Raw genomic sequence first — 23,592 nt, 5'->3', positions numbered from 1 at the left:
TCACCATGATTGAGAAGCTGCAGTTCATGACGATCATGCTCGTCAACGACCTCAAGGCCAAGCGCGACGAGCGTGGCGCCACCGCCGTCGAGTACGGCCTGATGGTCGCCCTCATCGCGATCGTCATCATCGGCGCCGTCACCCTCCTGGGTGGCAACCTGAAGACCCTCTTCAGCAACATCGCGAACAAGATCTGATCCAAGGATCTCTGCGGTTCGAGAACCGGCGCCGTGGAAGTGCCCACGGCGCCGGTTCCCGCTTTCCACCAGGAGGTGAAAGCCATGTCCCTGCCTCGTCTGTACCTGCGACTCGTCCACCGGGTCCACGATCGTGACGAGCGCGGAGCGACCGCGGTCGAGTACGGCCTGATGGTGGCGATGATCGCCATCGTGATCATCGGCGCGGTGACCCTGTTCGGCAGCTCCGTCGTCCGGCTGTACTCCATCCCCGCCGGCATCTTCAGCCGCGGCTAGGCCGCACCACCCGGGCCCTCGGAGCCCGACCCCAGCTCGCACCACTCACACCAAGGGAGATCACCATGATCGAGAAGCTCCAGCTCATGACGCTCATGCTCGTCAACGACCTCAAGGCCAAGCGCGACGAGCGTGGCGCCACCGCTGTCGAGTACGGCCTGATGGTCGCCCTCATCGCGATCGTCATCATCGGCGCCGTCACCCTCCTGGGTGGCAACCTGAAGGCCCTCTTCAGCGACATCGCCAACCGGATCTGATCACGACCTGATCAGACCTCCGCGGTCGACAGGGCCGGCGCCGTGCTCCACGGCGCCGGCCCTTGCGCGTTCAGCGGCTGGTCCAGCGGCCGAGCGGTCGGCCAGGGCGAGGCGTTGCAGCACGGTGGGGTGCGACCCCCACCACCACTGCGACCAGGCCGGCGGGGTCGGGTCCGCCAGCGACCGCCGCGCCAGCATCAGCTGCATCTCCCTGAAGGCGACCGGGTCACCGGTCGCCTTCAGTGCGTCCACGTCCGCCCGGGTCTCGATCCGACGGCTGATCCCGTTCTCGACGGGGCTCGCAAGCTGGGTGCCCACCGCCAGCAGGGCCATCACGAGCGGCACGACCGACGCCCGACGCATCCGCTCCCCCCCGACCAGGAGGCCGAGCAGTCCCACGCCGAAGGCGGCGCCCAGTGCACCGAGCGTCGTGCCGGTGAGCACGTCGTCGTGGCGGGCGTGCGCCAGCTCGTGGGCCACGACCGACAGGACCTGGTCCTCGGGCAGCGACTCGACGAGCGTGTCGTAGAGGACCACCCGGCGCGTCCCCGACCAGCCCGACACGTAGGCGTTCAGCGTCGTGGTGCGGCGCGAGGCGTCCGCCACCAGGACGTCGTCGACGGGCACGCCCTCGCGGTCGGCGACCTCGAGCACGCTGGTCCGCAGCGACCCGTCGGGCAGTGACGTGAACGAGTTGTAGAGCGGCTCCACGACGAGCGGGTAGACGAGCGAGCCCACCAGCACCAGGCCGCCCGCGAGCGCGGCTCCGACGACCACCCAGGCCCGCTGCCACCGTCGCGCGAGAGCGACGAGCACCGTCAGGGCCAGGGACGTCACCACGACGCTCACCGCCGTGCCGGTGGCCACGTCGCGGGCATAGCCCCACCACGACTGCGTGGAAAGTCCGTGGTCGAGCCGGTGCTGCTGCAGGGCCACCCCGAACGGCAGCGCGAGGACGCGCAGGACCAGCGTCACGAGCAGGACGGCCAGCGGCACCTGCACCCACCACCGACCGGGGAGTCGCCGGCCGAGGTGCTCCCGCACCCGTGCGGAGCCGAGCGCACACACCACCAGCAGCTGGACCGCGAGGCTGGACCAGCTCCAGAGCCGGGTCCAGGAGGCGTAGTGCTCCCCCGCCGCGATCTCGGCCGCCGTGAACGCGGACCCCGCCGGCACCGGATCGGGCGTGCCGCCGGGCACCGGGCTCCACGGCACCAGCCACGCCGCCGCCACCACGAACGCGACGCCGGCGAGGAGGACCACCGCCACGGCCGGGCTGCGATCACGGGCACGGGAGGTCGGGCGGGTCACCCGGCCAAGTCTTGCAGGCGGGTCCGCCACGTCCGGGTGAGGTCACCGAGCGGCAACCCCGCTTTGGCCAGCGCCTCGCCGACGGGAGTGCCAGCCGCCGCGGCGTCGTACACGTCCACCAGACCCTGCTCCCCCAGCCGCTCGGCGACGATCCGGCACGCCAGCCAGGCCTGTTCGTAGCGCGCCTGCAGGTCGGCGGCCCGGGTGTCGAAGTCGGCAGCCGCCGGCAGTGCGTCGGGCGCACCGTCGCGGCGGACGAGCGCGATCGCACGGCCCAGTGTGGTCGACTCGGGCAGGTCGACGTCGCGCAGCGCCACGTAGTCGGCGAAGCCCTCCAGCAGCCACGGCTCGGCCGGGCTGCGCGCCGCGTCGGTGGCCACGTGGACGAGCTCGTGGCTCATCACCACCTGCGCACCGGCCCGACGCAGCCCGGAGGTCACCTCGGGATTGACGAAGACGTGCACGGGCGCGCCGTCCGAGGCGGTGCCGGCGGTCGTGGTGACCGCGGCGATGCCGGCGTACGTCCCGGGCGCGGCGCCGAGGGCCTCGTCGAGGTCGGCGGCCGTGGCCGGGACCTCGATGACGACCGGCGAGGACCAGCCGGGCAGGACGCGGCGCACCACGCGGACTCCCTCGACGACACGCGCCGCCACCTCGTCCGCGTCGGCGCGGGACCCGTCGTCCAGCACCAGGACGCCGGGAGCGGTGGCGACCGCGAGCTCGCCGCGCAGCCACAGCGGCACGCGCCCGGGGCCGTCAGCCGGCCCGCCGCCGAAGCCGGTGATGCCCAGACCGTCGCCCGACGGCGCGAACGACACCCGTACGTCGGACTCCGACGGCGCGGCGTCGAAGCCTCCGAGCTGCCACGTCAGCTCAGCGACCCCGGTCCAGGAGCCGTCGGACCCGACGGTGCCCACCTGGTCGACGTAGCGTGCCGTGACGGCCTGCAAGTCGAGCGCGTCGAGGGTGGCGCCGATGCCGGCGAGCCGCTCCCGCGCACCGGCGTCGCCCGCGGGCGCGAGCGAGGCGAGGGCGTCCGCGTCGCCCGAGCCGACCGCCGCCACGAACGCCTGCAGCGCCTCGGCCGCCTCCGCGGGACTCGCCCGTGGCACGTCGACCGTGCCGGGGTCGACCTCGTGCCGCGGCTCACGGACGAGCAGGACCGCGACCAGGACGGCCACCAGGCACAACGAAAGGCCGGCCGCCCACAGGAGTGGACGACCGGCCTTCGAGGTCTTCGGGTCAGCCAGGACGGACCGCGCCGACGTAGGGCATCGAGTAGAGGCCGGAGACCGCCACGCCCGTGCCGGGGTTGGCCGCGTGGACGATCATGCCGTTGCCGATGTACATGCCGACGTGGCTGATCGGGCTGTAGTAGAACACCAGGTCGCCCGGCTGCAGGTCGCCGGCGGCGATGTGCGGTCCGGAGCCGTACTGGGCGCTCGAGGAGTGCGGCAGGGAGACGCCGGCCTGGGCCCAGGCGCGCATCGTGAGGCCGCTGCAGTCGAAGGCGTTCTCGCCCATGGCGCCGTAGACGTAGGCGTCGCCGACCTGGGCCATCGCGTACTGGACGGCCGCGGCCGCGCGGCCCGAGGCCGGGACCGAGCTGGGCATGCGGGTGACCCCGCTGCGGGAGGCCAGGAGGCGCTCGCGCTCCTCGGCCTCGAGGTCGGCCAGCAGGCTCTTGGCCTCGGCCAGCTTGTCGTCGACCGTCTCCTTCTCCGTGCTCAGCTGCTCGGTGAGCTCGGCGATCTCCTGGGTGCGGTCGTCGGTGGCCTCGCGGCGGATCTCGAGGGCCTCGAGCTCGGTGTCGTAGTCGGACAGGAGCGAGGCCTGGAGGTCGTTGAAGGACGACATCGTCGAGAGGGAGTCGAGGAAGGAGCCCGGGTCCTCGGAGACCACGATCTGGCCGACGGTCGAGATGCCCTCGCCCTCGAGCTGGCGGACGACCGCGTCGGAGACCTGGTCGCGGACGGCGTCGAGCCGCTCGTCCTGGCGGGCCTGGTCGGCCTTCAGGCCGGCGAGGTCCTGCTCGAGGTCGGCGAGGTCGAGCCGGGCGTCGTGGAGACGCTCCTGGGCGGCCTCGGCCTCGTGGTAGAGCCGGTCGACCTTGGCCTTGACGTCCTTGATGTCGGGGTCGGCCTGCGCGGGGGTCGCGGGCACGAGAGCGATGGCAGCGATCGCGGAGAGACCAAGAACGGTCGCACCAACTCGCTTGCGGGTGTGAGCCACGAGCGGGGGAACTCCTCGGGGTGTCGTACGCCTACCGGGTGAGCTGACGGGTTCGGCACGACGTGTCCTACCCCTGCTCCACGCACCGCTCGCGCGATGCGCCTCGCAGGGGATTCACCCCAGGGGGAAGTGTGGTTCCCCGGCTCACAGACCACGGGTGATGCGGGGGACGTGGGCTGCGACTCGGCGCGACGCCCGCGCGGGTCCGGGTGACCCACTTCCACGAGCGCCAGGGACACCCTAGACCGGGAACGTGAGCCCCGCCAATCTTCGCCACACTTCGACCCGCGGGCGTGTCAGGCGGACTCGACGACCGGGCCTGCGACCGGGTCCACCAGGCGCAGCGGCGGCACCAGCCCTCCCGACGCGAGCGCGTCGAGCGCCGCCATCTCGTCGTCGTCGATGGTCAGCTCCGGCGGTGGCCCCAGCAGCACGCTCACCACGCAGTCGTGGCAGTGCAGACCCCGCACCACGCAGGTGTCGCAGTCGATCCGTGTCGTCATGGGTCACACCGTGACAGGGCCCACCGACAACGGCTCCCGGCGTGTCGCGGCGGCGTATCGGACCGGCTCAGCGACGGACGTAGCAGATCCAGCGTCCACCGCAGGGCTGCGCGGCGAAGGCGGGGTCGTCGACCACCAGGGCCTGCGGGGCGGAGAGGTCCCCGACCACGACGACGTCGGCCTGCTCCACCGCCGCCCGGCCGCCCGCGCGGCCGTCGAGGAAGTCGAGGTAGGCCGCCTGGTCCTCGTGCTCGAAGGCGTCGAGCGGGTTCGAGGCCCACAGCCGCACCCCGCGCACGGCGAGTGCCTCGGACAGCGGCGCCGGCGCCAGCACGACCCGGTCTCCCGCGACCTCGGCGACGGTCGTGACCACCTCGGAGCGCGCGCCCAGCACGGCCTCCCCGCGCAGCGCCACCACCGGCAGCGCGACGACGTACGCCACGCAGGCCACCGCCGCCGCCCCGCGCGCGACGTCGCCACGCACGACCCCGCCGGGCTGCGGCTCGGTCGCCGGGTCCCGTCGTCCGGCGGCGACCACGACCAGCAGGAGGAGCAGCCACACGCCGTGTCGGGCGGCGCTCGCAGTCGCCACCACGAGCCCGGCCACCGCGACGTACTCCCACAGGTCGCGCCGGGTGCGCAGGACCAGACCGACCAGCACGGCGGCGGCGAGCAGCATCAGGACGTCGAACGGCGCGTCGAGGGCCGGGCGGGCCCAGAGGCCCTCCGCCCGCTGGGCCGACACGTTGTCGAAGACCTCGGCGTAGTACTGCGGCGTGCGCCATCCCTGCGGCGTCACGCACAGGCCGACCAGCGCCGCCACGCCGACGGCGATCGCCTCCAGCGGCCGGCGCGGGAGCCGGTGCAGGAGGAGGTGGGCACCGAGGACGCACGTGCCGAGGAGCGCCGCGCCGTGGAGGTTGCCCCAGACCACGACGAGCGGCACGGCCCACCAGATCCGGCGGTCGGGGCGGCGCGCCTGCTGCGCCAGCAGCGCGAGCAGGAGCGCGAACGGCAGGAGCGAGAAGGTCTGCGCCCGCACCACGCCCAGGGTGGCGAGGCTGCCGGCCACCAGAGCGCCGAGGGCGCCGCCCACGTAGGCGTCACGCGCGCCCCGGGCACGAGCCGTGGCGGCCAGCACGGCGAGGGTCGCGGCGACCAGCCCGAGGTGGACGAGGACCGCCGTGCGGTCGCCGAGGGCGTGCAGGCCCGCGGCCACCAGCTCGGCGAGGACCGGGACGTTGTGCCAGCCCGAGGTGTCCGCCGTCACGAAGGGGACATGGTCCGGCACGGAGCCGGTGGCCACCACGTGGTCCCCCATCGCCACCAGCCAGTCCCAGTCGCCGCCGATCCGGACGAACTGGGCCAGCAGGAGCAGCGAGACCACGCTCGCGAGGAGGCACCACCGCCACGCGTCGAGCCACGCGAGCACGCGACGGGTCACGTCAGCAGGCCGATCAGGGCCGCCGACGGCAGCACCCGGGCGCCTGCCCGCGTCAGGTCCTTCGCCAGCGCCTGGTCGTCGGTGACCGCCACCACCACGCGTCCGCGCGGCTCGGCGGCGACGAGCTGGCGGATCACGTCGTCGGCGATCACGCCCTGCGGGCTGAAGACCACCTTCACGCCCCGCGGCGCGGGCATCACCGTACGGGTCGCCGCGGAGGCCGCGTCGAAGACGACCGTGGTCTCCGCGCCCGAGCGGGCCACGAGAGGACCCAGCGCGGTCACCAGGCGGCTGCGCTGGGCCTCGAGGCTGGCCGTGGCCCAGGCCTGCTTGGTCACGTTGTAGCCGTCGACGAGCAACCGGGCGCGGGGCAGTGCGATCGTCTGCTCGAGAAGCGCCGGAGTCCCCGGCGCGCTCGACGCGGGCGCTGCGGACGGCTCGTCGAGCGACGACTCGAGCGCCTCGCCGGGCGTGCCCTCCACAGCCGGCAGGCCCAGCTCGCGGCGCAGCCCGGTCGCGGCCTCGACCACGGTCTCCAGCAGGTAGCGCGCCCGGATCGTGGCCTGGTCCCGGTGGGCGCGCCCCTCGCGTCGCGACGCGGTGAGCTCGCCCTCGGCCTGCTCCACCTGGGCACGGAGCCGGCGTACGTCGGCGTCGGCGGCCGCGACGGCCACCTCGGCGGCGGTCGCGGCGGCGTCACGCGCGGCCACTGCCTCGTCGCGCTGCTCCTCGGCCTCACGCAGGGCGCTGCGGGCCTGGCCCAGCCGCTGGCGCAGGACCTTGTGCTCGGCCCGCATCGCCTCGACCTCGGCCCTGTGGTCGGCCCGCGCGGTGGCCAGCTCGGCCTGGAGCGCCGCCACCTGCGCGTTCAGGCGGACGACCTCGCCGTGGACGCGCTCGTCCTCGGCCGTCGCCTCCTCGAGGTCGGTCACCACGGCGTCGACGACCGAGGCCCATCCCTCGTCACGCACCAGCCAGGCCCGCGCGGCCGCGTCGTACGGGTCGTCGGCCTGGGCCGGCACCGCGGCGACCTGCACGGCGGCGCGCTGGCGGAACGCGTCGTCGGCGAGGGCCTCCCAGATCGCCTGCCCACCGAGGCGCGCACGGCGGGCGGGCGCGAAGCCGGCCACCTTGCGCAGCGGCGGCGGCACCGGCGTCACCGACGGGAGCACGGCCGACACCAGCGCCACCACCCGGAGGCGGAGTCGCTCGGGCAGGTCGGCCTCGGGCACGGTCGTCCGGTCGGTCTCGGGCTCAGTCCGCAGCCGGGTCGGCCGAGGTGTCGGCGGAGGCGCGGTCGACCAGCTCGATGGCGTCGTCGCGGCCGCACCAGCGGCAGGAGACGGCCTCGACGGCCTCGGCCCGCACGGTCTCCTCCTCCACCTGGTGCTCGCCGGCGAGGTCGAAGTGCCAGTACTCCGTGGTGCGCCGGGTGCGCGTCACGTCGAACCGGGTCAGGTTGCCGCAGCCCGCGCAGCGCCACCTCTCGCCCTCGGCGGGGACACGAAGGCCGGCGTTCTGGTCGGTCACGATCAGCTCCTGACAGGTTCGGGGAGGGGGCGGGGGACGCACCGGCCCGCGGCCCGGTGCGGCGTCAGCCTAGTGGTCGTCGACCGGCGGGCCGGACGGCTGCCGGGCGCCGGACGCGCGCATCAGCAGCGAGGAGACGCCGGCCAGCAGGAAGTCGGCGACGGTGTGGAGCAGCCGGAACACCACGGCGAGCGCGCCCGCGGGACCGGCGCCGAGCACGGGGGCGACCAGCACGATGAAGGCGGCCTCCCGGGCGCCGAGACCGGCCGGGGCGATCGGGACCGCGACCCCGACGGCGTGGGCGACCGCGAAGGCGCAGCCGAGGGTGAGCAGCGCGGTGGCGCCCGAACCGGGCGCGAGAGCCGTCAGGGCGACGGCGTACAGGGACCACAGCACCGTCATCACCAGCGCCCCGCGGAGGCTGTGGCCGAGACCCCAGTCGCAGGGCACGCCCGCGACGCGGCGGCCGACGAGCCGGTGGACCGCCGGGACCAGCCCGACGAGCCCGACCACGAGTGAGGCGGCCACGACCCAGGCAGGCAGCTCGGTCCACCAGCCCACCACGCCGGTCAGCAGCAGTCCGGAGGCGACGTGGACGCCGAGGAAGAGCACGGCGGCGGCGACCGGGACGCGTGGCGGCAGGCCGCGTCGCGCACCGAGGGCACCCTGCACCGCGAAGGTCCAGACCGAGCCGGGGATGTACTTGCCGAGCTGGGCGACGAAGAACGGCGGCACGACCTCGCGCGCCGGCCCGTCGGCGGCGAACGACGCGAGCGCCGTCCGCCACACCAGGCCGGACAGGGCGAGGCCGAGCAGGACCAGGACCGCCCCCACCGCCACCGCCCCCAGGCTCAGTCGTCCCAGCGCGCGCTCGAGCTCCTCCCCCGAGTCGCGCCACGACCACCAGGCGCCCACGACCACGGCCACCACGAAGGCCCACCGCAGGACGTTCCAGAGCCGACCCCTCATGCCGGTGGCGTCCGGCGGACCAGGGCGGTGCGCGTCGGGTACGGCAGCGACGGCGTCAGGCCACGCGTCCACAGCACCTCGATCCCCGGCTGCGCCGACAACGCCTCGCGGTAGCGCCGGCGGTCGACGTTGTCGAAGACGACCAGGCCGTCGGGCGCCAGGTGCCCGATCGCCCGGGCCAGGCAGGCCTCGCGCGCCCGTCCGTCGATCACGATCACGTCGAACACGTCGTCCTGCGCGTCGATGGCCGCGACGTAGTCGCTGAAGTCGAGGCCGGCGAAGCCGGGCTTCTGCGACCGCACACCCGTTCCTGCAGGTGCGGGCACCGGCGGCACGTTGCGGACCTCGACGCCGTCACCGACCAGGGGGCGGACCTGAGCGGCCCACGCGGCGTCGTGCTCCACCGCGACGACCCGGCCGGCCCGGCGGGAGAGCCAGGCGGTGGACGCCCCGGAGCCCCACTCGAAGACCCGGGCACCCGGGTGCTCGGCCAGGTGGGCGGCCACGAGGTCGGCCGACTCGAAGGTCCACCAGGGCGTGTCGAGGGCGACCAGCTCGTGGACGTCGTAGATCGCCAGCAGCGACCGCACCCAGCGTCCGGTTTGCGAGCGGCGTGCCCACGCGTCGAGGAGGCGCAGCACCCCGACGGCCCGCAGGACACTGCGCACGGCTCGTACGACGGCGACGTAGGCGCGCTTCACCCGGCACCACCCTCGACCCCGACGTGCGTGACGCGCGCCGGTCGGTCCGCGGCGACCAGTGTCAGGACCACGTTGCCCGGCTCGCCGACCTCGGGGAGCACCTCGGCCGGTCGCACCAGCCAGCCGTCGCCGGACGGCTCGGACTCGGCGGGGACGTTGTTGACCAGGAAGTCGAGGCCACCCTGCGCACTGCCCTCCACCCGGATCACACCGCCGGCCGGCCACTCGTCGAGGTGGAAGCCGAGGCTCGCCCGGTCCACCACCGTGATGTCCTCGGCTCCACTGTCACCGCTCCACCCACCGAGGAGGTACATCGCACCGTGGCCCTCGCCGTCGACGGCGAACGGCCCGTCGTAGTCGGGCAGCACGAGCGGGCACAGCAGCGCCCGGCTGGCGACCACCTCGGTCACGAGCCGGTGGCGGGTGACCCGGCTGATCTCCCGGCACCCCTGCGGCGACGGGTCGTCGTACACGACGAGGGCGACGAAGTCGGACGCGACCTCGGGCCCCGCGGGCGCCCGTTCCGCGGGCAGGAACGGCTGGAGGACGCTCAGGTCGCCGGACGTGGCACAGTCCCGGCCGACGTCGAGCCAGGACTGGCCGCCGTTGGGCATCTGGCGCAGCGGGCGCGCGTCGTCGTCGAGCTTCGCGCCGCAGACCACGAAGGCGCCGTCGGGGATCTCGTCGGCGTACTCGCGGAAGCTGGCCTGCCAGAAGTCCCCGGCCAGGTCGAGGTCGGCAGCGTCCGAGACCGGGTTGGCGTAGGAGTACCCCAGCGGGAAGAGCTGGACCTGTGCGCCGACCGGGACCACGAGGCCGGCTGCCGCGATCCCGGCGACCAGGCCGCGTCCACGTCGACCCGGGGCGTCGCCGAGCACCTGGGCGATGCCGGCAGCGATGAGGACGGCGACGCAGGGAGCCGCGAAGAGGAGGTGCCGGAGCCCCCCGTTGAGGGACGGCACCCGGATCATCAGCAGCACCGGGAGCAGGAGCGCCTGCGAGGCGACGAGCGCCATCAGCAGGTCGCGCGTGCCCCAGCCCTCCCGGCGGCGCGCGACGCGGCCGCGGAAGCGGACGTAGGACCCGGCCAGGCCGAACAGCAGCAGCACGACCGGCACCGTGCACATCACGTAGAGCGGGATGTAGCCCCAGAAGCGCGCGCCCTGGTAGCCGGCGGACTCCGACGTGGCGCCCAGGGCCCAGCGGAGGGGGTGCAGGAACACCGACGGGTAGACGGCGGTGAGGACAGCGAGGCCGGCGAGCGTGCCGAGCGCGGCGTCGGTGACCCGCCACCAGTGCGCGGCCCGATCGCGACGCACCAGCGAGACCAGCGCCAGCAGGCCGAGCGCCGCGGCCAGGCCGGGCCAGATCGCCGGCCGCGTGCCGACGGCCAGCACGACCCCGGCGGTCAGCAGCAGGACGGTCAGGACGCGCCGGCGGCGTGCGGAGCGCTCGGTGGTGGCGAGGAGCATGCAGGCGAGCGTGACGAAGGTGTGGCCCGCCGCCACCGGGACGTCCTTCACGTTGAACATCGCGTGCCCGCTCCACATCGGCAGCGCCGCCAGCACGGCACAGGCCACGACCGCCCAGCGCCAGGAGGCCGAGACCAGGCGGGTCATGGCGGCCGTGGCAGCGACGGTGCACAGCGCCAGGAACGCGACGCCGAGGTGGCGTACGACGTAGGCACCGGTGCCGGTCGAGACCTCGGACCAGCCCTCGTTGCCGACCAGCACGTTGAGCAGGTGGAGGAACAGGGCTGCGACCGGCGCGTAGACGTAGGAGTCGGTGACCCACTCCCCGGGCCGGCCGGCGCGGAGGTCGTCGTCGAGGAGGTACCACCCGTGGTCGAAGTAGTTGCCGAGCCGGACGACGTGGAAGGTCTCGTCGACCGTGATGCCGATGCGGACGGCACCGACCAGCGTGACGACCGTCGCGGCCACGACCACAGTGGCGCAGAGCCACACGAACCACCGGGGCGGCTGGCCCCATGGGCTCATGCGCCGCCCCGGTTCGTCCGGTTGCGGGCGTGCACGACGAGCTCGGCCAGCAGGCCGAACAGGACCAGCTGGAGCCCGACCACGGTGAACAGCACACCAGCGAGCAGGAGCGGACGTCCGCCGATCGCCTCGCCGGTGAGCTTCACGCCGGTCAGGTAGAGCAGGGTGAGGGTGCCGAGCAGGAAGCACACCGCGCCGATCCCGCCGAAGAGGTGGGAGGGACGGTTCTCGTAGGACATCAGGAAGCGGACGGTCAGGAGGTCGGAGAAGCCGCGCCAGAAGCGCGCCGGGCCGTACTTGCTGCTGCCGCTCATCCGCGCGTGGTGCTCGACCGGCACCTCGGCGACGCGGTAGCCGGCCTGGTGGGCGATCACGGTCAGGTAGCGGTGCATCTCGCCGTAGAGCATCGGGGTCACGTCACGCGCGACGTCGGCGCGCATCACCTTGTAGCCGGAGTTGAAGTCGCGTCCGGGTGCGCCCGAGAGGCGGCCCGTGGTCCAGTTGTAGAGCTTGGAGGTGTTGCGCTTGATGAAGCGGTCCTGCCGCTTGAGCCGGGCGCCGGTCACCAGGTCGGCGCTCCCGAGTGCCTCCAGCAGGCGGGGCAGCTCGGCCGGGTCGTCCTGGCCGTCGGCGTCCATCATCACCACGACGTCGGCCCCCTCCTCGAGGACCCAGGAGAAGCCGTGGTCCAGCGCGGCGGCCTTGCCGAGGTTGCGACGGTGCTGGAGGAGCGCCACCCGGGCGTCCTCGGCCGCGAGCTTCGCCACGACCTGCGCGGTGTCGTCGGAGGAGCCGTCGTCGACCACGAGGACGCGCCACTCCCCGGCCAGGCCGGTCAGCGCGCTCGTCACGCGCGGGACCAGCACGGTCAGGTTCTCCGCCTCGTTCAAGGCAGGGATGACGACCGAGATCACAGGTTCCACCCTTCCGTCGTGCCAACCGTCGTGCACCTGTCAAACGGGCTCAGTGTGCCAGCAACCGGGCGCGTCCCACGCCGGATTGTCGGACGTCGTGTCTACCTTCGAGACATGGGCACGACCATCATGCGGTCTGCGACATCCCGGTGGGAGGCGCAACGCACCTTCGACGAGCTGGGGCGGCCGCTGCGCGACCTCACCTTCTGCGTGGTCGACCTCGAGACGACGGGCGGGTCCGCCGCCGCCGGTTCGATGATCACCGAGATCGGCGCCGTCAAGGTGCGTGGCGGCGAGGTGCTCGGGGAGTTCCAGACCCTGGTCAACCCGCACACCGAGATCCCGGCCTTCATCGCGGTCCTGACCGGCATCACCAACTCGATGGTCCACGACGCGCCCGCGATCGAGTCGGCCCTGCCCGCCTTCCTGGAGTTCGCCGAGGGCTGCGTCCTGGTCGCGCACAACGCGCCGTTCGACGTCGGCTTCCTCCAGCACTTCGCGGCCCAGCAGGGCCGCCCGTGGCCGAAGGTCGAGGTGCTCGACACCGCCAAGCTGGCCCGACGCGTGATCACCCGCGACGACGCGCCCAACTGCAAGCTCTCCTCCCTCGCCAAGGTGTTCAACTCCGCCACCACCCCCAACCACCGGGCGCTGTCCGACGCGCGCGCGACCGTCGACGTGCTGCACGGGCTGATGGAGCGCCTCGGTGGCCTCGGCGTCCACACCCTCGAGGAGCTGCAGACCTTCTCGGCGCGCGTCTCCACCGCGCAGCGCCGCAAGCGCCACCTGGCCGAGGGCCTCCCCCACGCGCCGGGGGTCTACCTCTTCCGCGACGAGCGCTCCCGCGTGCTCTACGTCGGCACCTCCCGCGACCTGCGCACCCGTGTCCGGACGTACTTCACCGCTTCCGAGACCCGCAGCCGGATGGGCGAGATGGTCGGCCTGGCCACCTCGGTGACCGGCATCGAGTGCGCGACCCCCCTCGAGGCGGAGGTCCGCGAGCTGCGGCTGATCGCCGAGCACAAGCCGCGCTACAACCGGCGCTCCCGCTTCCCGGAGAAGGTGCACTTCGTCAAGCTCACCCGGGAGGCGTGGCCGAGGCTCTCGCTGGTGCGCCGGGTGCTCGACGACGACGCCGACTACCTCGGCCCGTTCTCCTCGCGCAAGACGGCGGAGAAGTGCCTGGCCGCGCTCCACGAGACGTTCCCGGTCCGGCAGTGCAGCGGCCGGATGCCCGCCGTCCCGTCCGGCTCGCCGTGCGTGCTGGCGGAGATGGGTCGCTGCCTGTCCCCCTGCGACGGCACCGTGGACGCGACGGCCTACGCCGCGGTGGTGCGCCAGCTGCGCGACACCTTGCTGCGCCGACCCGACCAGGTCGTCGAGGCGATCAACGAGCGGATGCAGGCGCTCGCCGAGCTCGAGCGCTTCGAGGAGGCCGGGATCCACCGCGACCGGCTCTCCACGTTCGTCCGGGCCGCGGCCCGGACGCAGCGGCTGTCCGCGCTGACCCGGTGTCCCGAGGTCGTGGCGGCCCGGCGCGAGGACGACGGGCGGTGGGCCGTGCACGTGGTCCGGCACGGCCGCCTGGCCGCTGCCGGGGTGATCCCCCGCGGCGGCGACGCCCACCAGTTCGTCCGCGAGCTCACGGCCAGCGCCGAGACCATCGGCGGTGCGCCCGGGCCGGTCCCGGCGGCGACCGCCGAGGAGACCGAGCGCGTCCTGCGCTGGCTGGAGTCACCGGGGATCCGGCTCGTCGACGTCGAGGGCGACTGGGTGTGCCCGGTCGCCGGCGCCGCGCGCCACCTGGCCGTCTACGACGCGGTCAACCAGTCGCGGCTCTCGCTGACGCCGTTCGACGAGCAGCGTCTGCCCTCGCCGGTCCACCGGCCGGTGCGCTGAGCCGACAGCTCAGTCCAGAGCTCAGTCCAGGACTCAGTCCAGGCCGATGCTGAAGGCCGACTCGAGGTCGTGGCGCGAGTAGGTGCGGAAGGCGATGTGCGTCTCGGTCTCGGTGACCCCTTCGACCTTGTTGAGCCGGTCGGCCACCACCGAGGCGACGTCGTCGTGCTCGCGCACCCGCACCAGGGCGATCAGGTCGATCTGGCCGGTGACCGAGTAGACCTCGCTCACGCCCTCGAGCGCCGCGATCGCCTCGGCGACCTCGGGGATGCGGGCGACGTCGGCCTTCACGAACACGATGGCGGTGATCATGTCGCCACCGTAGCGCCAGCCGCGCCGCACGCGCCCGGCTGACCGATCGGGCAGCGTTACTAGTCATTTGGGACTATGCGCGGGCCATTCGCAGGCGTGGGGTCCCGGTGCCGCCCTAGCGTGACGAGGTCGTCACCGTGCCCACGAGGGGAAATCAGGCATGCCACGCAAGGTCCACGCGCCGTTCGCGCGTGCTCTCATCACCGCAGTGCTCACGCTCGGGCTCGCCATCGGCGTGGTGTCGCCGGTCGGTGCCGCCCCCTCGACGGCGCCCACGGGCCTGACGTCGACGGGCACGAGCATCCCCATGCTGTCGTGGAACCGGATGGTCGGCGCCACCGAGTACCAGGTGCAGGGGTCCGAGACGGACTCCTTCAGCTCGCTCGTCTTCGAGTGGAACACCACCAACACGTCGTACGTCCCCACGCGGACGTTGAAGTCCGGCTCGCTCTACTGGCGCGTGCGGGCGACTGACGGCCAGGGCTGGGGGCCGTACTCCCCGTCCGCCACGTTCGCGGTGCCGACCGTCGCCGCCCCGACCAACCTCACCGTGTCGGGCGGCCAGGCCACCTCTCCCCCGGTGAAGCCGCCGGTCGCGCGCTGGAACCCCGTCACCGCCGCGGTGAGCTACACCCTCCAGGTCGACGACGAGGGTGACGAGGTCAACCCGACGGAGTACGCCAACATCCGCGGCACCAGCTACGTGATCCCCCGCCCGCAGGCGATGGGCGACTACTACGTCCGCGTCCGCGCCAACTTCGACTACGGCCTGCAGACCCAGTTCACCCCGTGGGTGAAGTACGACGTCGACCGCCTCCCCGACGTCACCGCGGCGACCTGCGACGTCGGCCTCGTGTGCGCCCCCTCCCCCACGACCGGCGTGCGCCCGAGCGTCACCGTCCAGGACGTCGTCCTCGACTGGGACCCGGTCCAGGGCGCCAGCAAGTACGAGATCTGGGTCGCCAAGGACATCAGCTTCAGCACGACGATCGACGGCCCGCGCGAGGTCTACGGCACCCGCTACTCCCCCGCCGACACCTACGACAACGCGCCGTACTTCTGGAAGGTCCGCGCGGTCAACGCCGCCGGCGAGAAGATGCCGTGGCCGGACACGCCGAACCAGTTCCAGCGCCGCTGGAACATGGCGCCGACCCTCCTGTACCCGCCCAGCGACCTCTCGCAGCCGGTCAGCGACGACCTCTACTACCAGTGGACGCCGGTCAAGCATGCCAGCTCCTACCGCCTCGACGTGGGCACGGACGCCAACTTCACCCCCGGCACCTACGAGACCTGCTTCACCGCGCAGACGACGTTCACCCCGGGCCACAACGCCAACGACCGGTGCATGCCGCGTCAGGGCTTCCCCGTCTACTGGCGGGTGAAGCCGCTCGACCGCCCGACGCCCACCGAGGGCCTCTTCTCCGACGCCGACCCGAACGAGCCGGACAACCAGGCCGGCAAGTTCGTCTACGACTCCGGCCGGGTGAACCTCACCAGCCCGGCCAACGGCGCCGCCCTCGACAACACGAACAACCTGCCGACGCTGCGCTGGGCCCCCTCGACCGACGCCTCGCAGTACGACGTCGAGATCCTCAACAACGCCGGCAACCGGGTCTCCTTCGTCACCACGTCGGCGCTGTCGTACACCCCGTCGGACAAGCTCGCGCCCGCGGAGAGCCCGTTCTACTGGACGGTCGTCGCCGTCGACAGTGACGGCCGGCGCTCGCCGAAGTACCAGGGCCGGACCTTCAGCCTCACCGACCAGGACCCGGTGTTCGCCGGCTCCCCGCTGGACCCGATCAACGGTGGTGTCGAGCCCGTCAACACCCGCGTCCCGCGGCTGCGGTGGAACCCGATGCCCGGGGCCGTCTACTACCGGCTGCGCGTCTCGGAGGCGGGCTACACCTTCCCCACCAACGCCACCCCGGTGCTGAACCGCCGACTCGCCTACCCGAGCGTCACCGACGACAGCACCTTCTTCGTCAAGCCGGGCACCTACACCTGGTGGGTCGAGGCGTACGGCGCCAACGACAGCTACCTCGGCTCCTCCGGCACGGACGGCACCTTCACCATCGCCCGCCCGCAGCCGGTGACCGGCCAGCGGCTGGCCCTCGACGGCCGCGCGCTGGACAACGGCACGGCGTGCACCAGCGCCCTGGCCAACAGCGGTGCCTTCTGCGACGGCGTGCCCGCCACCCCGGTGCTGGACTGGCAGTCGGTGACGGGTGCCGGCGGCTACCTCGTGTACCTCGCCTGGAACCGTGACATCTCGTACCGGGTGCAGGAGCCCTACGCGGTGACCACCAACTCGCGGTGGACGCCGACCCGGGAGATCCTCAACGCGCTCAAGGACAACGAGTCGCAGGAGTCCTACTACTGGTTCATCCGGCCGTGCGTGAGCGTGGCCCAGATCCCCTACGTCAACTGTGGCCCCGACCCGGCCAACCAGCCCGACGCGGCGACCAACGCCTTCCGCAAGGTCTCGCCCGCCGTGAAGCAGTTCCTCCCCGCGGCCGACTCCGTCGAGCGCGGCTCCGAGGTGACCTTCACGTGGGAGGACTACCGCGAGACCAACGCGCAGGTGTTCTTCGCCGGCGGTGCGGCGTCGTCGCACCAGTCCGCTCGCGCCTACCGCCTCCAGGTCTCGCAGAACGCGACGATCACCGACGCGAACGCGCTCCAGGACGTCACGGTCGACCAGGCCACGTTCACCTCGTGGAGCCGGACCTACCCCGAGGGTGACCTCTGGTGGCGGGTCCAGGCCATCGACGACCAGGGCAACCGCCTGGCGTGGTCGCCGACCCGCAAGTTCGTCAAGTCCACACCGACGTTGAACCTCGACCCGGGCACGACGGTGGCCAACGAGCGCGCGCTCGACTCCTCCGCCTTCCCGGCGTTCAACTCCCACCAGCCGGCCGGCACCACCACGCTGGCGTGGAGCGCCCACGACTTCGACGGCACCTGGCAGATCCAGATCGCCAAGAACGACGACACCACCGGCGCTCCCGGCAACATGCTCGTCGACACCCAGACGGCCTACCAGGCCGCCTACACCACGCAGGACACCATCCCGGCCTCGAGCGAGCCCTACCGCTGGCGCGTGCGTCGCATCGACGTGGACAGCAAGCAGGCCGCCTGGTCGGACTGGGGCCGGTTCTACGTCGACCCCGCCCTGCCGGTCCTGGACTCGCCCGCCTCGGGCGCGGTCCAGCCGCCGAACGGGCCGGTCTTCCAGTGGCAGCCGCTCGCCGGTGCGCGCAACTACCGCGTGCGTCTGCTCACCAGCTCCGGTGACGAGATCCAGGGCGAGACCACCGCGGCCACGGCGTGGGCCGTCCCGCGCAGCCTGACCTCCGGCAACTACCGCTGGCAGGTGACGGCGTACGACATGAGCGGCCGGGCCATCGGCACCAGCGAGCGCCCGTTCGTCGTCCAGGCCGGCCTCGCGGCGACCACCCCGACCGCCATCTACGCCCCGGGCGGCACGGGTGTCGGCGCGACGCTGACCAGCACCCCGCCGGCCTGGAACCAGTCGGACGTGGCCATCACGTACCAGTGGATGCGCGACGGCGGCACGATCTACAACGCCAACCAGCCGACGTACACGCTGACGCTGGACGACTTCGGCAAGGACATCTCGCTCCGCGTCATCGGCAAGCGCTCGGCGTACGCCGACGGCACCTCGGTGAGCAACACGATCCGGGTCACCGCCGGCGGCGCCCTCGCGCCCACCGCCCCGGTGCGCATCACCGGCACGCCTGCCCCGGGCCAGACGCTGTCGGTCGAGGCCACCTCGTGGACCCAGCCCTCTCCCACGCTCAGCTTCCAGTGGCTGCGCACCGGAGCGCCCATCCCGAAGGCGACCGGCGGGTCCTACCAGCTGACCCCGGAGGACGCCGGCAAGGACGTCTCGGTCGTCGTCTTCGCCAAGAAGAACGGCTTCTCCGACGGCTCGGCGACGGCGCCCTCGGTGGCCGTGGCCAAGCTGACGTCGACCACGGCCTTCACGATGAGCACGACGCGCACCAGCAAGAAGAAGAAGGTCGCGTTCGGCATCACGGTCTCGGTGCCCGGCGTCGAAGGCCCCAGCGGCCTGGTCAAGATCATGGACGGCGTCAAGACGCTGAAGACGATCCAGATGGACCCGTTCCGCAAGGGCCTGGTCAAGGCCAAGCTGAAGCTGAAGAAGAAGGGCCGGCACAAGATCAAGGCCGTCTACGTCGGCAACGCCACCACCGGTGGCTCGGCGTCCAAGGTGCAGCGCCTGATCATCACCAAGTGACACCCGGCACGAGCTCCGTGAGCCGGTCACGGCGGGAAGTAGGCTCCCGCCGTGACCTGGCTCGCTGACCACTGGCTCGACCTCCTGGGGTGGGGCGGCAGCGCCCTCCTCGTCTACTCCCTGCTCCAGGCGAGCGTCCTGCGCCTCCGGGTGCTCAACGGCATCGCCTGCGTGATCCTGATCGTGTTCAACGCCGTGCTCGACGTCTGGCCGATGGTCGGCATGAACACGGTGCTGGTCGCCATCAACGCGTGGTTCATCGTGAAGATGCTGCGTGAGAGGCACGACGAGACGGCCTTCCAGGTGCTCCAGGTCGGGCCGGCCGACGAGTACCTCCGCCACGTCCTGCGCGTGCACGGCGAGGACATCCTCCGGTTCAACCCCGACTTCGTCCACGACCCCGGTGACACCCAGGACGCCTTCCTGGTCCAGAAGGGCGACGAGACGGTCGGGGTGGTCCTATTGCGCCAGGAGGCGGGCACCGCCCACGTGCTGCTCGACTACGTCACCCCGCGCTACCGCGACTTCTCCCCCGGTGAGTTCGTCTGGCGGCGCAGCGGCCTGCTCGCCGAGCTCGGCATCCGCCGCGTCGTCACCCCGCCCTCGATGGTGGGCGCCTACTACGACCGCCTGGGGTTCCGCCGCGAGGGCGACTCGTGGGTGCTGGACGTGGCTGGATGATCACCGTCCTGGTCCGGCGCGTCGTCCCGCTCGCCGCGCTGGCCGTGGTCCTCGGCGCCATCGTGCGCACCCAGCACGTGCCCCCGGCGGTGTCGGACACCTGGTTCCACCTCCGCTTCGGCCACGAGTTCCTCTCCGGCGCCTGGGGCCTGCGCCACCCCGGCCACCTCGGCGTGTTCGACACCGCCGACTGGGTGCCCACCCAGTGGCTGCCGCAGATCGGCATGGCCTGGCTCGACGACCACCTGGGGATCGGTGGCGTCGTCTTCGCCGGTGGCCTCCTCCAGCTGGTCGCCGCGGTCCTGCTCTACGTGGCCGGCCGCCGGTTCGCGAGCCCGCTGCCGGCCGCCATGGCCGCTGCGGTCGCCATGATGGCGGCGTCGCCGGGGCTCTCGGCGCGGCCGCAGCTGCTGAGCTACCTGCTGGTCGTGGCCACGACGTACGCCTGGCTGGAGACGGCCCGCGACGGGCGCCCCCGCTGGTGGGTGGTCGGCCTCGCCTGGGCCTGGCCGATGCTCCACGGCATGTGGCCGATCGGCATCTCGATCTCTGCCGTGGCGGTCGTGGGCATCGCGCTGCAGGGCGAGGTCCGCGGGCGTCCGCTCCTGCGCCTGGCGGCGGTCCCGGTGCTGTCCCTCCTCGTGGCGGTCCTCAACCCGCTCGGCCCCTCGGTCGTGCGCGCCCTGCTCGACGTGGGCTCGCGCGCGTCGTACTTCTCCGAGTGGGGACCGACGGACTTCACCGAGCCCGCCGCCGCCGTGCTCGCGGTGATCATCGCGCTCGTGCTGATGAGCGGCCTCCGCTCCGCCCCCGTCCACTGGGTGCACGTGCTGCTCGCGCTGCTCGCGCTGGCGTGGGCCCTCTACTCCGTGCGGACCACCCCCGTCGCGGCCTTCATGCTCGCCCCGCTGCTCGCCGCGGCGATCCAGCGCGTCGTCCCCGAGGGTGGCCCGCTCTCGCGACCCGAGCTGGCCGCGCTCCTGGTGATCCTGCTGGTCGCCACGACGGCGCTGGCCGTCGCAGCCGCCCGCCGCGCGTCCGAGCAGGTCGTGCCGGACTGGGTCGACAGCCGCCTGGCCGCGCTGCCGTCCGGCGCCAGGGTGCTGAACGACTGGCCGAGCGGCGCCTACGTCCTCGCCGAGCACCCCGACCTCGAGCTGGTGATGCACGGCTACGGCGACGTCTTCACCGACGCCGAGCTCGAGCGCAACGCCGACCTGGTCCGCCTCGAGCCGGGCTGGGACGACCTGGTCGCCGACCTCGACGCCGATGCTGCGCTCCTCGACCCGGGCTCCGCTCTCGGCTACGCCGTGGAGCGGCAACTGGGGTGGACGCGCGTCGAGGGCGACGACGACTTCGTGCTGCTGGTGCCGCCCGGCTCGTGAGGCTCAGGCCCGACTGGTCGCGGCGACCCAGCCGTCCAGGGCTCGGCCCGCCGCCCCGGAGTCGATGGCCTCCGCCGCCCGGCTGACGCCGGCGGCCAGCGCGGGCTCGACCTCCTCCTCGGGCGCACCATGCACGGCGAGCGCCGCACCCGCGTTGAGCAGCACGGCGTCGCGCACCGGTCCGGGCTCGCCCGCCAGCACCCGACGTACGACGTCGGCGTTGTGGGCGGCGTCGCCACCGCGCAGGTCGGCGGTCGTGGCGCGGGCGATGCCCAGCGCGAGCGGGTCGACCACGACCTCGCTGACCGCGCCGTCGCGCACCCGCCACACCGTGGAGGTGGTGGTCGTCGTCAGCTCGTCGAGGCCGTCGTCACCCCGGAAGACCCACGCGTCGACGCCACGCTCGGCCAGGACTCCCGCCATGACGGGCGCCATGCGCGGGTCGGCGCAGCCGATCGCCTGGGCCTGGGGCCGCGCCGGGTTGGTGAGGGGGCCCAGGATGTTGAAGGCCGTGGCGATGCCGAGCTCGCGACGCGGCACCGCCGCGTGCCGCATGGCCGGGTGGAAGGCCGCCGAGAAGCAGAACGTGATGCCGGCCTCCTCCGCCACCTCGGCGACGCGCGCCGGGCTCAGGTCGAGGCGGATCCCGAGCGCCTCGAGCACGTCGGCGGACCCGGACTGGGACGAGGCGGAGCGGTTGCCGTGCTTGACGACGCGCGCGCCGGCGCCGGCCGCGACGATCGCCGCCATGGTCGAGATGTTGACCGACATCGACCGGTCACCGCCCGTGCCGACGATGTCGAGCAGCCGGCCGGGCACCGAGATCGGGTTCGCCGCGGCGAGCATGGCCGCGGCGATGCCGGAGAGCTCCCCCACGGTCTCGCCCTTGGCCCGCAGCGCCACCACGAAGCCGGCGATCTGGACGGGCGTCGCCGCGCCGGCGAACACCTCGTCCATGGCCCAACGCGCCTGCTCGGTCGTCAGGTCGCCGCCGGCGACCAGCGTGGAGAGGACATCGGGCCACGTGTGGGACATGGCCTCAGGCTAGTGGCCGGGCCGGCGCACGGCCGGTCCGGCTCAGGACGTGGCCGGGACGTTGCTGCGGAGCAGGCCGATGACGGCCTCGGCGAGCTGGATCGGGTCGATCGGGTGGGACACTGCGGCCTCGGCGCGCGACCAGGTGGCGAGCCACGCGTCCTGCGGGCGACCAGTCAGGACCAGCACCGGCGGACACTGGTAGATCTCGTCCTTGAGCTGCTTGGCGATGCCCATGCCACCGGCCGGCACGGCCTCTCCGTCGAGGATGGCGAGGGAGATCTCGCCGGAGTCCATGTTCTGCAGCACGACGGGTTCGGTCGCCACCTCGACGTACTCCAGCTCGGGGAGGTCGGGGTGCGGCCGACGACCGAGAGCGAGGATGACCTGCTGTCGGGTGTTGACGTCGTCGCTGTAGACCAGGACCTTCAACGGCTTCGTGGTGTCGCTCACGAGGTCCATCGTATCCACGCCGTGCGCCGCGATGTCCCCTAGGCTCCGCACGGTGGAGATCGACCTGCGCAAGCGACTGCCGGCCGTCGCGCTGTGCTTCCTGCTGGCCTGCGTCGGCCTCATCGAGACGCAGGTCCACCTCGATCTCACCGGACCCGGCTGGGACGCCCGCGCCTACTGGAACGCCTGGCAGGGCGCGATGTACGACGGCTCGGTCGGCGACCCCGGGCACTACCTCTACAGCCCCGTGTTCGCGCAGCTGGTGTGGCCGCTCACGCACCTGCCGTGGCCGGCCTTCGCCGGCTTCTTCATCGCGGTGAACGCCGTCGGGCTGGCCTGGCTGCTCCGCCCCCTCCCCCTCACCCTGGCCGTCCCGCTGTGGCTCGCGGGCTCGCAGGAGGTGATGTCGGGCAACGTGTTCATCCCGATGGCCGTCGTGGCCGTCCTCGGCCTGCGACTGCCCCACCTGTGGGCCTTCGTCGCCCTGACCAAGATCACCCCGTGCCTGGGCCCGGTCTGGTTCGCCGCGCGGGGCGAGTGGTCGGCCCTGGCCAGGGTCGTCGCCACCACCACCGGCCTCGTCGTCGTCTCCGCCCTCGTGGCGCCCGACCTGTGGCGCGACTGGATCGGCTTCCTCGTCGACCAGGCCCGGATCTCCGACGGAGCGGTCGGCTACGAGTTCATCCCCGGGCCGCTCTACCGCCTGCCGGTCGCCGTGCTGCTCGTGGTCTGGGCCGCGCGCACCGACCGGGTCTGGGTGCTCCCGGTCGCGATGGTCCTCGCCACCCCGTTCATCTGGAACGGGTCCTTCACGCTCCTCGCCGCCATCCCCCGGCTCACCGCGGCGGCGCGCGGCGTGGACCCCGGCGCGCCCGGAGCCCCCGTCGTGCGGTCCGCCGACCGCGAGGACACCGGCTCCGCATGAGGGCCCCGTCCTGGCTGTGGTGGTTCCTCGCCGCCGCGTGCGTCTACCTCGCCACGGCGGCGTACGCCGAGATCAACGGCGACGTGCTGACCACCAACCTCGCGTCGTGGCAGCTCGCGACCAACGGCCGCCCCTACCTCGACCAGTTCACCTACGCCCCGCTGGACGACCACCCCGGCCGGGCCATCTGGGTCGTCCTCGACGCGGACGGGCGGGAGATCATCGGCCGGTCCGCCGGGCCGATGATGCTGGCGGTGCCGGCGTACTGGCTCTGGGCGCAGCTCGGCGG

The 23,592-nt window shown here is 73.0% G+C and carries 22 protein-coding genes and 1 riboswitch; of the genes, 8 read left to right on the top strand and 14 right to left on the bottom strand.

What is annotated here, in order from left to right:
- Positions 1-5 precede the first annotated feature (5 nt).
- From ACE3QY_RS13740 to ACE3QY_RS13730, 3 genes are all read left to right on the top strand, one after another.
- Complete coding sequence (locus ACE3QY_RS13740) at positions 6-197, top strand: Flp family type IVb pilin (RefSeq protein WP_374456583.1); 192 nt, start codon at positions 6-8, stop codon at positions 195-197.
- An 84-nt stretch (positions 198-281) separates the two neighbouring features.
- On the top strand, positions 282-473 hold the full coding sequence (locus ACE3QY_RS13735; RefSeq protein ID WP_374456582.1) for a Flp family type IVb pilin: 192 nt from the start codon (positions 282-284) through the stop codon (positions 471-473).
- 65 nt (positions 474-538) lie between these two features.
- Positions 539-730 (top strand): Flp family type IVb pilin, encoded by a 192-nt coding sequence (locus tag ACE3QY_RS13730; RefSeq protein WP_374456581.1) that lies wholly within the window; start codon positions 539-541, stop codon positions 728-730.
- On the opposite strand, the gene ACE3QY_RS13725 is transcribed toward ACE3QY_RS13730, so the two are convergent.
- From ACE3QY_RS13725 to ACE3QY_RS13675, 11 genes are all read right to left on the bottom strand, one after another.
- Positions 731-2,041 (bottom strand): M48 family metallopeptidase, encoded by a 1,311-nt coding sequence (locus tag ACE3QY_RS13725; RefSeq protein ID WP_374456580.1) that lies wholly within the window; start codon positions 2,039-2,041, stop codon positions 731-733.
- On the bottom strand, positions 2,038-3,222 hold the full coding sequence (locus ACE3QY_RS13720; protein WP_374456579.1) for a hypothetical protein: 1,185 nt from the start codon (positions 3,220-3,222) through the stop codon (positions 2,038-2,040). The genes ACE3QY_RS13725 and ACE3QY_RS13720 overlap by 4 nt, the downstream gene beginning before the upstream one ends.
- A gap of 61 nt (positions 3,223-3,283) precedes the next feature.
- Positions 3,284-4,204 carry an NlpC/P60 family protein gene (locus ACE3QY_RS13715; protein WP_374456578.1) on the bottom strand — a complete coding sequence of 307 codons (921 nt, stop codon included), beginning with the start codon at positions 4,202-4,204 and terminating at the stop codon, positions 3,284-3,286.
- A gap of 78 nt (positions 4,205-4,282) precedes the next feature.
- Positions 4,283-4,451: riboswitch (cyclic di-AMP (ydaO/yuaA leader) on the bottom strand.
- A gap of 118 nt (positions 4,452-4,569) precedes the next feature.
- Positions 4,570-4,776, bottom strand: coding sequence for a hypothetical protein (locus ACE3QY_RS13710; RefSeq protein ID WP_374456577.1), 207 nt, complete (start codon positions 4,774-4,776; stop codon positions 4,570-4,572).
- Positions 4,777-4,843: 67 nt separating this feature from the next.
- Positions 4,844-6,220 (bottom strand): hypothetical protein, encoded by a 1,377-nt coding sequence (locus ACE3QY_RS13705; RefSeq protein WP_374456576.1) that lies wholly within the window; start codon positions 6,218-6,220, stop codon positions 4,844-4,846.
- Positions 6,217-7,452 (bottom strand): NYN domain-containing protein, encoded by a 1,236-nt coding sequence (locus ACE3QY_RS13700; protein ID WP_374456575.1) that lies wholly within the window; start codon positions 7,450-7,452, stop codon positions 6,217-6,219. The genes ACE3QY_RS13705 and ACE3QY_RS13700 overlap by 4 nt, the downstream gene beginning before the upstream one ends.
- A gap of 22 nt (positions 7,453-7,474) precedes the next feature.
- Positions 7,475-7,750: a hypothetical protein gene (locus tag ACE3QY_RS13695; protein ID WP_374456574.1), complete on the bottom strand. Its 276-nt coding sequence runs from the start codon at positions 7,748-7,750 to the stop codon at positions 7,475-7,477.
- 69 nt (positions 7,751-7,819) lie between these two features.
- The gene (locus ACE3QY_RS13690; RefSeq protein WP_374456573.1) at positions 7,820-8,719 is read right to left on the bottom strand and encodes a lysylphosphatidylglycerol synthase domain-containing protein; all 900 of its coding nucleotides are present in this window, start codon (positions 8,717-8,719) and stop codon (positions 7,820-7,822) included.
- Positions 8,716-9,420: a class I SAM-dependent methyltransferase gene (locus tag ACE3QY_RS13685; RefSeq protein WP_374456572.1), complete on the bottom strand. Its 705-nt coding sequence runs from the start codon at positions 9,418-9,420 to the stop codon at positions 8,716-8,718. Before ACE3QY_RS13685 ends, ACE3QY_RS13690 begins: the two co-directional genes overlap by 4 nt.
- Positions 9,417-11,417, bottom strand: coding sequence for a hypothetical protein (locus tag ACE3QY_RS13680; RefSeq protein WP_374456571.1), 2,001 nt, complete (start codon positions 11,415-11,417; stop codon positions 9,417-9,419). The genes ACE3QY_RS13685 and ACE3QY_RS13680 overlap by 4 nt, the downstream gene beginning before the upstream one ends.
- Entirely contained in the window at positions 11,414-12,331 is a 918-nt protein-coding gene (locus ACE3QY_RS13675) for a glycosyltransferase family 2 protein (protein WP_374456570.1), read from the bottom strand. The genes ACE3QY_RS13680 and ACE3QY_RS13675 overlap by 4 nt, the downstream gene beginning before the upstream one ends.
- A 114-nt stretch (positions 12,332-12,445) precedes the next feature.
- Here ACE3QY_RS13675 and ACE3QY_RS13670 point away from each other — a divergent pair, with 114 nt between their 5' ends.
- Complete coding sequence (locus tag ACE3QY_RS13670; protein ID WP_374456569.1) at positions 12,446-14,230, top strand: DEDD exonuclease domain-containing protein; 1,785 nt, start codon at positions 12,446-12,448, stop codon at positions 14,228-14,230.
- 33 nt (positions 14,231-14,263) lie between these two features.
- Here ACE3QY_RS13670 and ACE3QY_RS13665 read toward each other — a convergent pair whose 3' ends face one another.
- Positions 14,264-14,542 carry an Lrp/AsnC family transcriptional regulator gene (locus tag ACE3QY_RS13665; protein ID WP_374456568.1) on the bottom strand — a complete coding sequence of 93 codons (279 nt, stop codon included), beginning with the start codon at positions 14,540-14,542 and terminating at the stop codon, positions 14,264-14,266.
- Between the two features lie 160 nt (positions 14,543-14,702).
- On the opposite strand from ACE3QY_RS13665, the gene ACE3QY_RS13660 reads away from it, so the two are divergent.
- The 3 genes from ACE3QY_RS13660 to ACE3QY_RS13650 are packed head-to-tail and all read left to right on the top strand — an operon-like array spanning position 14,703 to position 20,890.
- Positions 14,703-18,824: a hypothetical protein gene (locus tag ACE3QY_RS13660; protein WP_374456567.1), complete on the top strand. Its 4,122-nt coding sequence runs from the start codon at positions 14,703-14,705 to the stop codon at positions 18,822-18,824.
- 51 nt (positions 18,825-18,875) lie between these two features.
- Positions 18,876-19,505, top strand: coding sequence for a hypothetical protein (locus ACE3QY_RS13655; protein ID WP_374456566.1), 630 nt, complete (start codon positions 18,876-18,878; stop codon positions 19,503-19,505).
- Positions 19,502-20,890, top strand: coding sequence for a hypothetical protein (locus ACE3QY_RS13650; RefSeq protein ID WP_374456565.1), 1,389 nt, complete (start codon positions 19,502-19,504; stop codon positions 20,888-20,890). Before ACE3QY_RS13655 ends, ACE3QY_RS13650 begins: the two co-directional genes overlap by 4 nt.
- Positions 20,891-20,893: 3 nt before the next feature.
- On the opposite strand, the gene trpD is transcribed toward ACE3QY_RS13650, so the two are convergent.
- The gene (gene trpD / locus ACE3QY_RS13645; RefSeq protein WP_374456564.1) at positions 20,894-21,925 is read right to left on the bottom strand and encodes an anthranilate phosphoribosyltransferase; all 1,032 of its coding nucleotides are present in this window, start codon (positions 21,923-21,925) and stop codon (positions 20,894-20,896) included.
- 42 nt (positions 21,926-21,967) lie between these two features.
- Entirely contained in the window at positions 21,968-22,378 is a 411-nt protein-coding gene (locus ACE3QY_RS13640; RefSeq protein WP_374456563.1) for a hypothetical protein, read from the bottom strand.
- 52 nt (positions 22,379-22,430) lie between these two features.
- Between ACE3QY_RS13640 and ACE3QY_RS13635 the strand changes: the two genes are divergently transcribed.
- Positions 22,431-23,303, top strand: coding sequence for a glycosyltransferase family 87 protein (locus ACE3QY_RS13635; protein WP_374456562.1), 873 nt, complete (start codon positions 22,431-22,433; stop codon positions 23,301-23,303).
- The last annotated feature ends 289 nt before the right edge of the window (positions 23,304-23,592 follow it).

The organism is Nocardioides sp. (assembly GCF_041913365.1).
In the GTDB taxonomy this organism is placed as follows: Bacteria; Actinomycetota; Actinomycetes; order Propionibacteriales; family Nocardioidaceae; genus Nocardioides.
The sequence above is the reverse complement of the archived record's forward strand: the minus strand, read 5'-3'. Positions and strand labels throughout refer to the sequence as shown.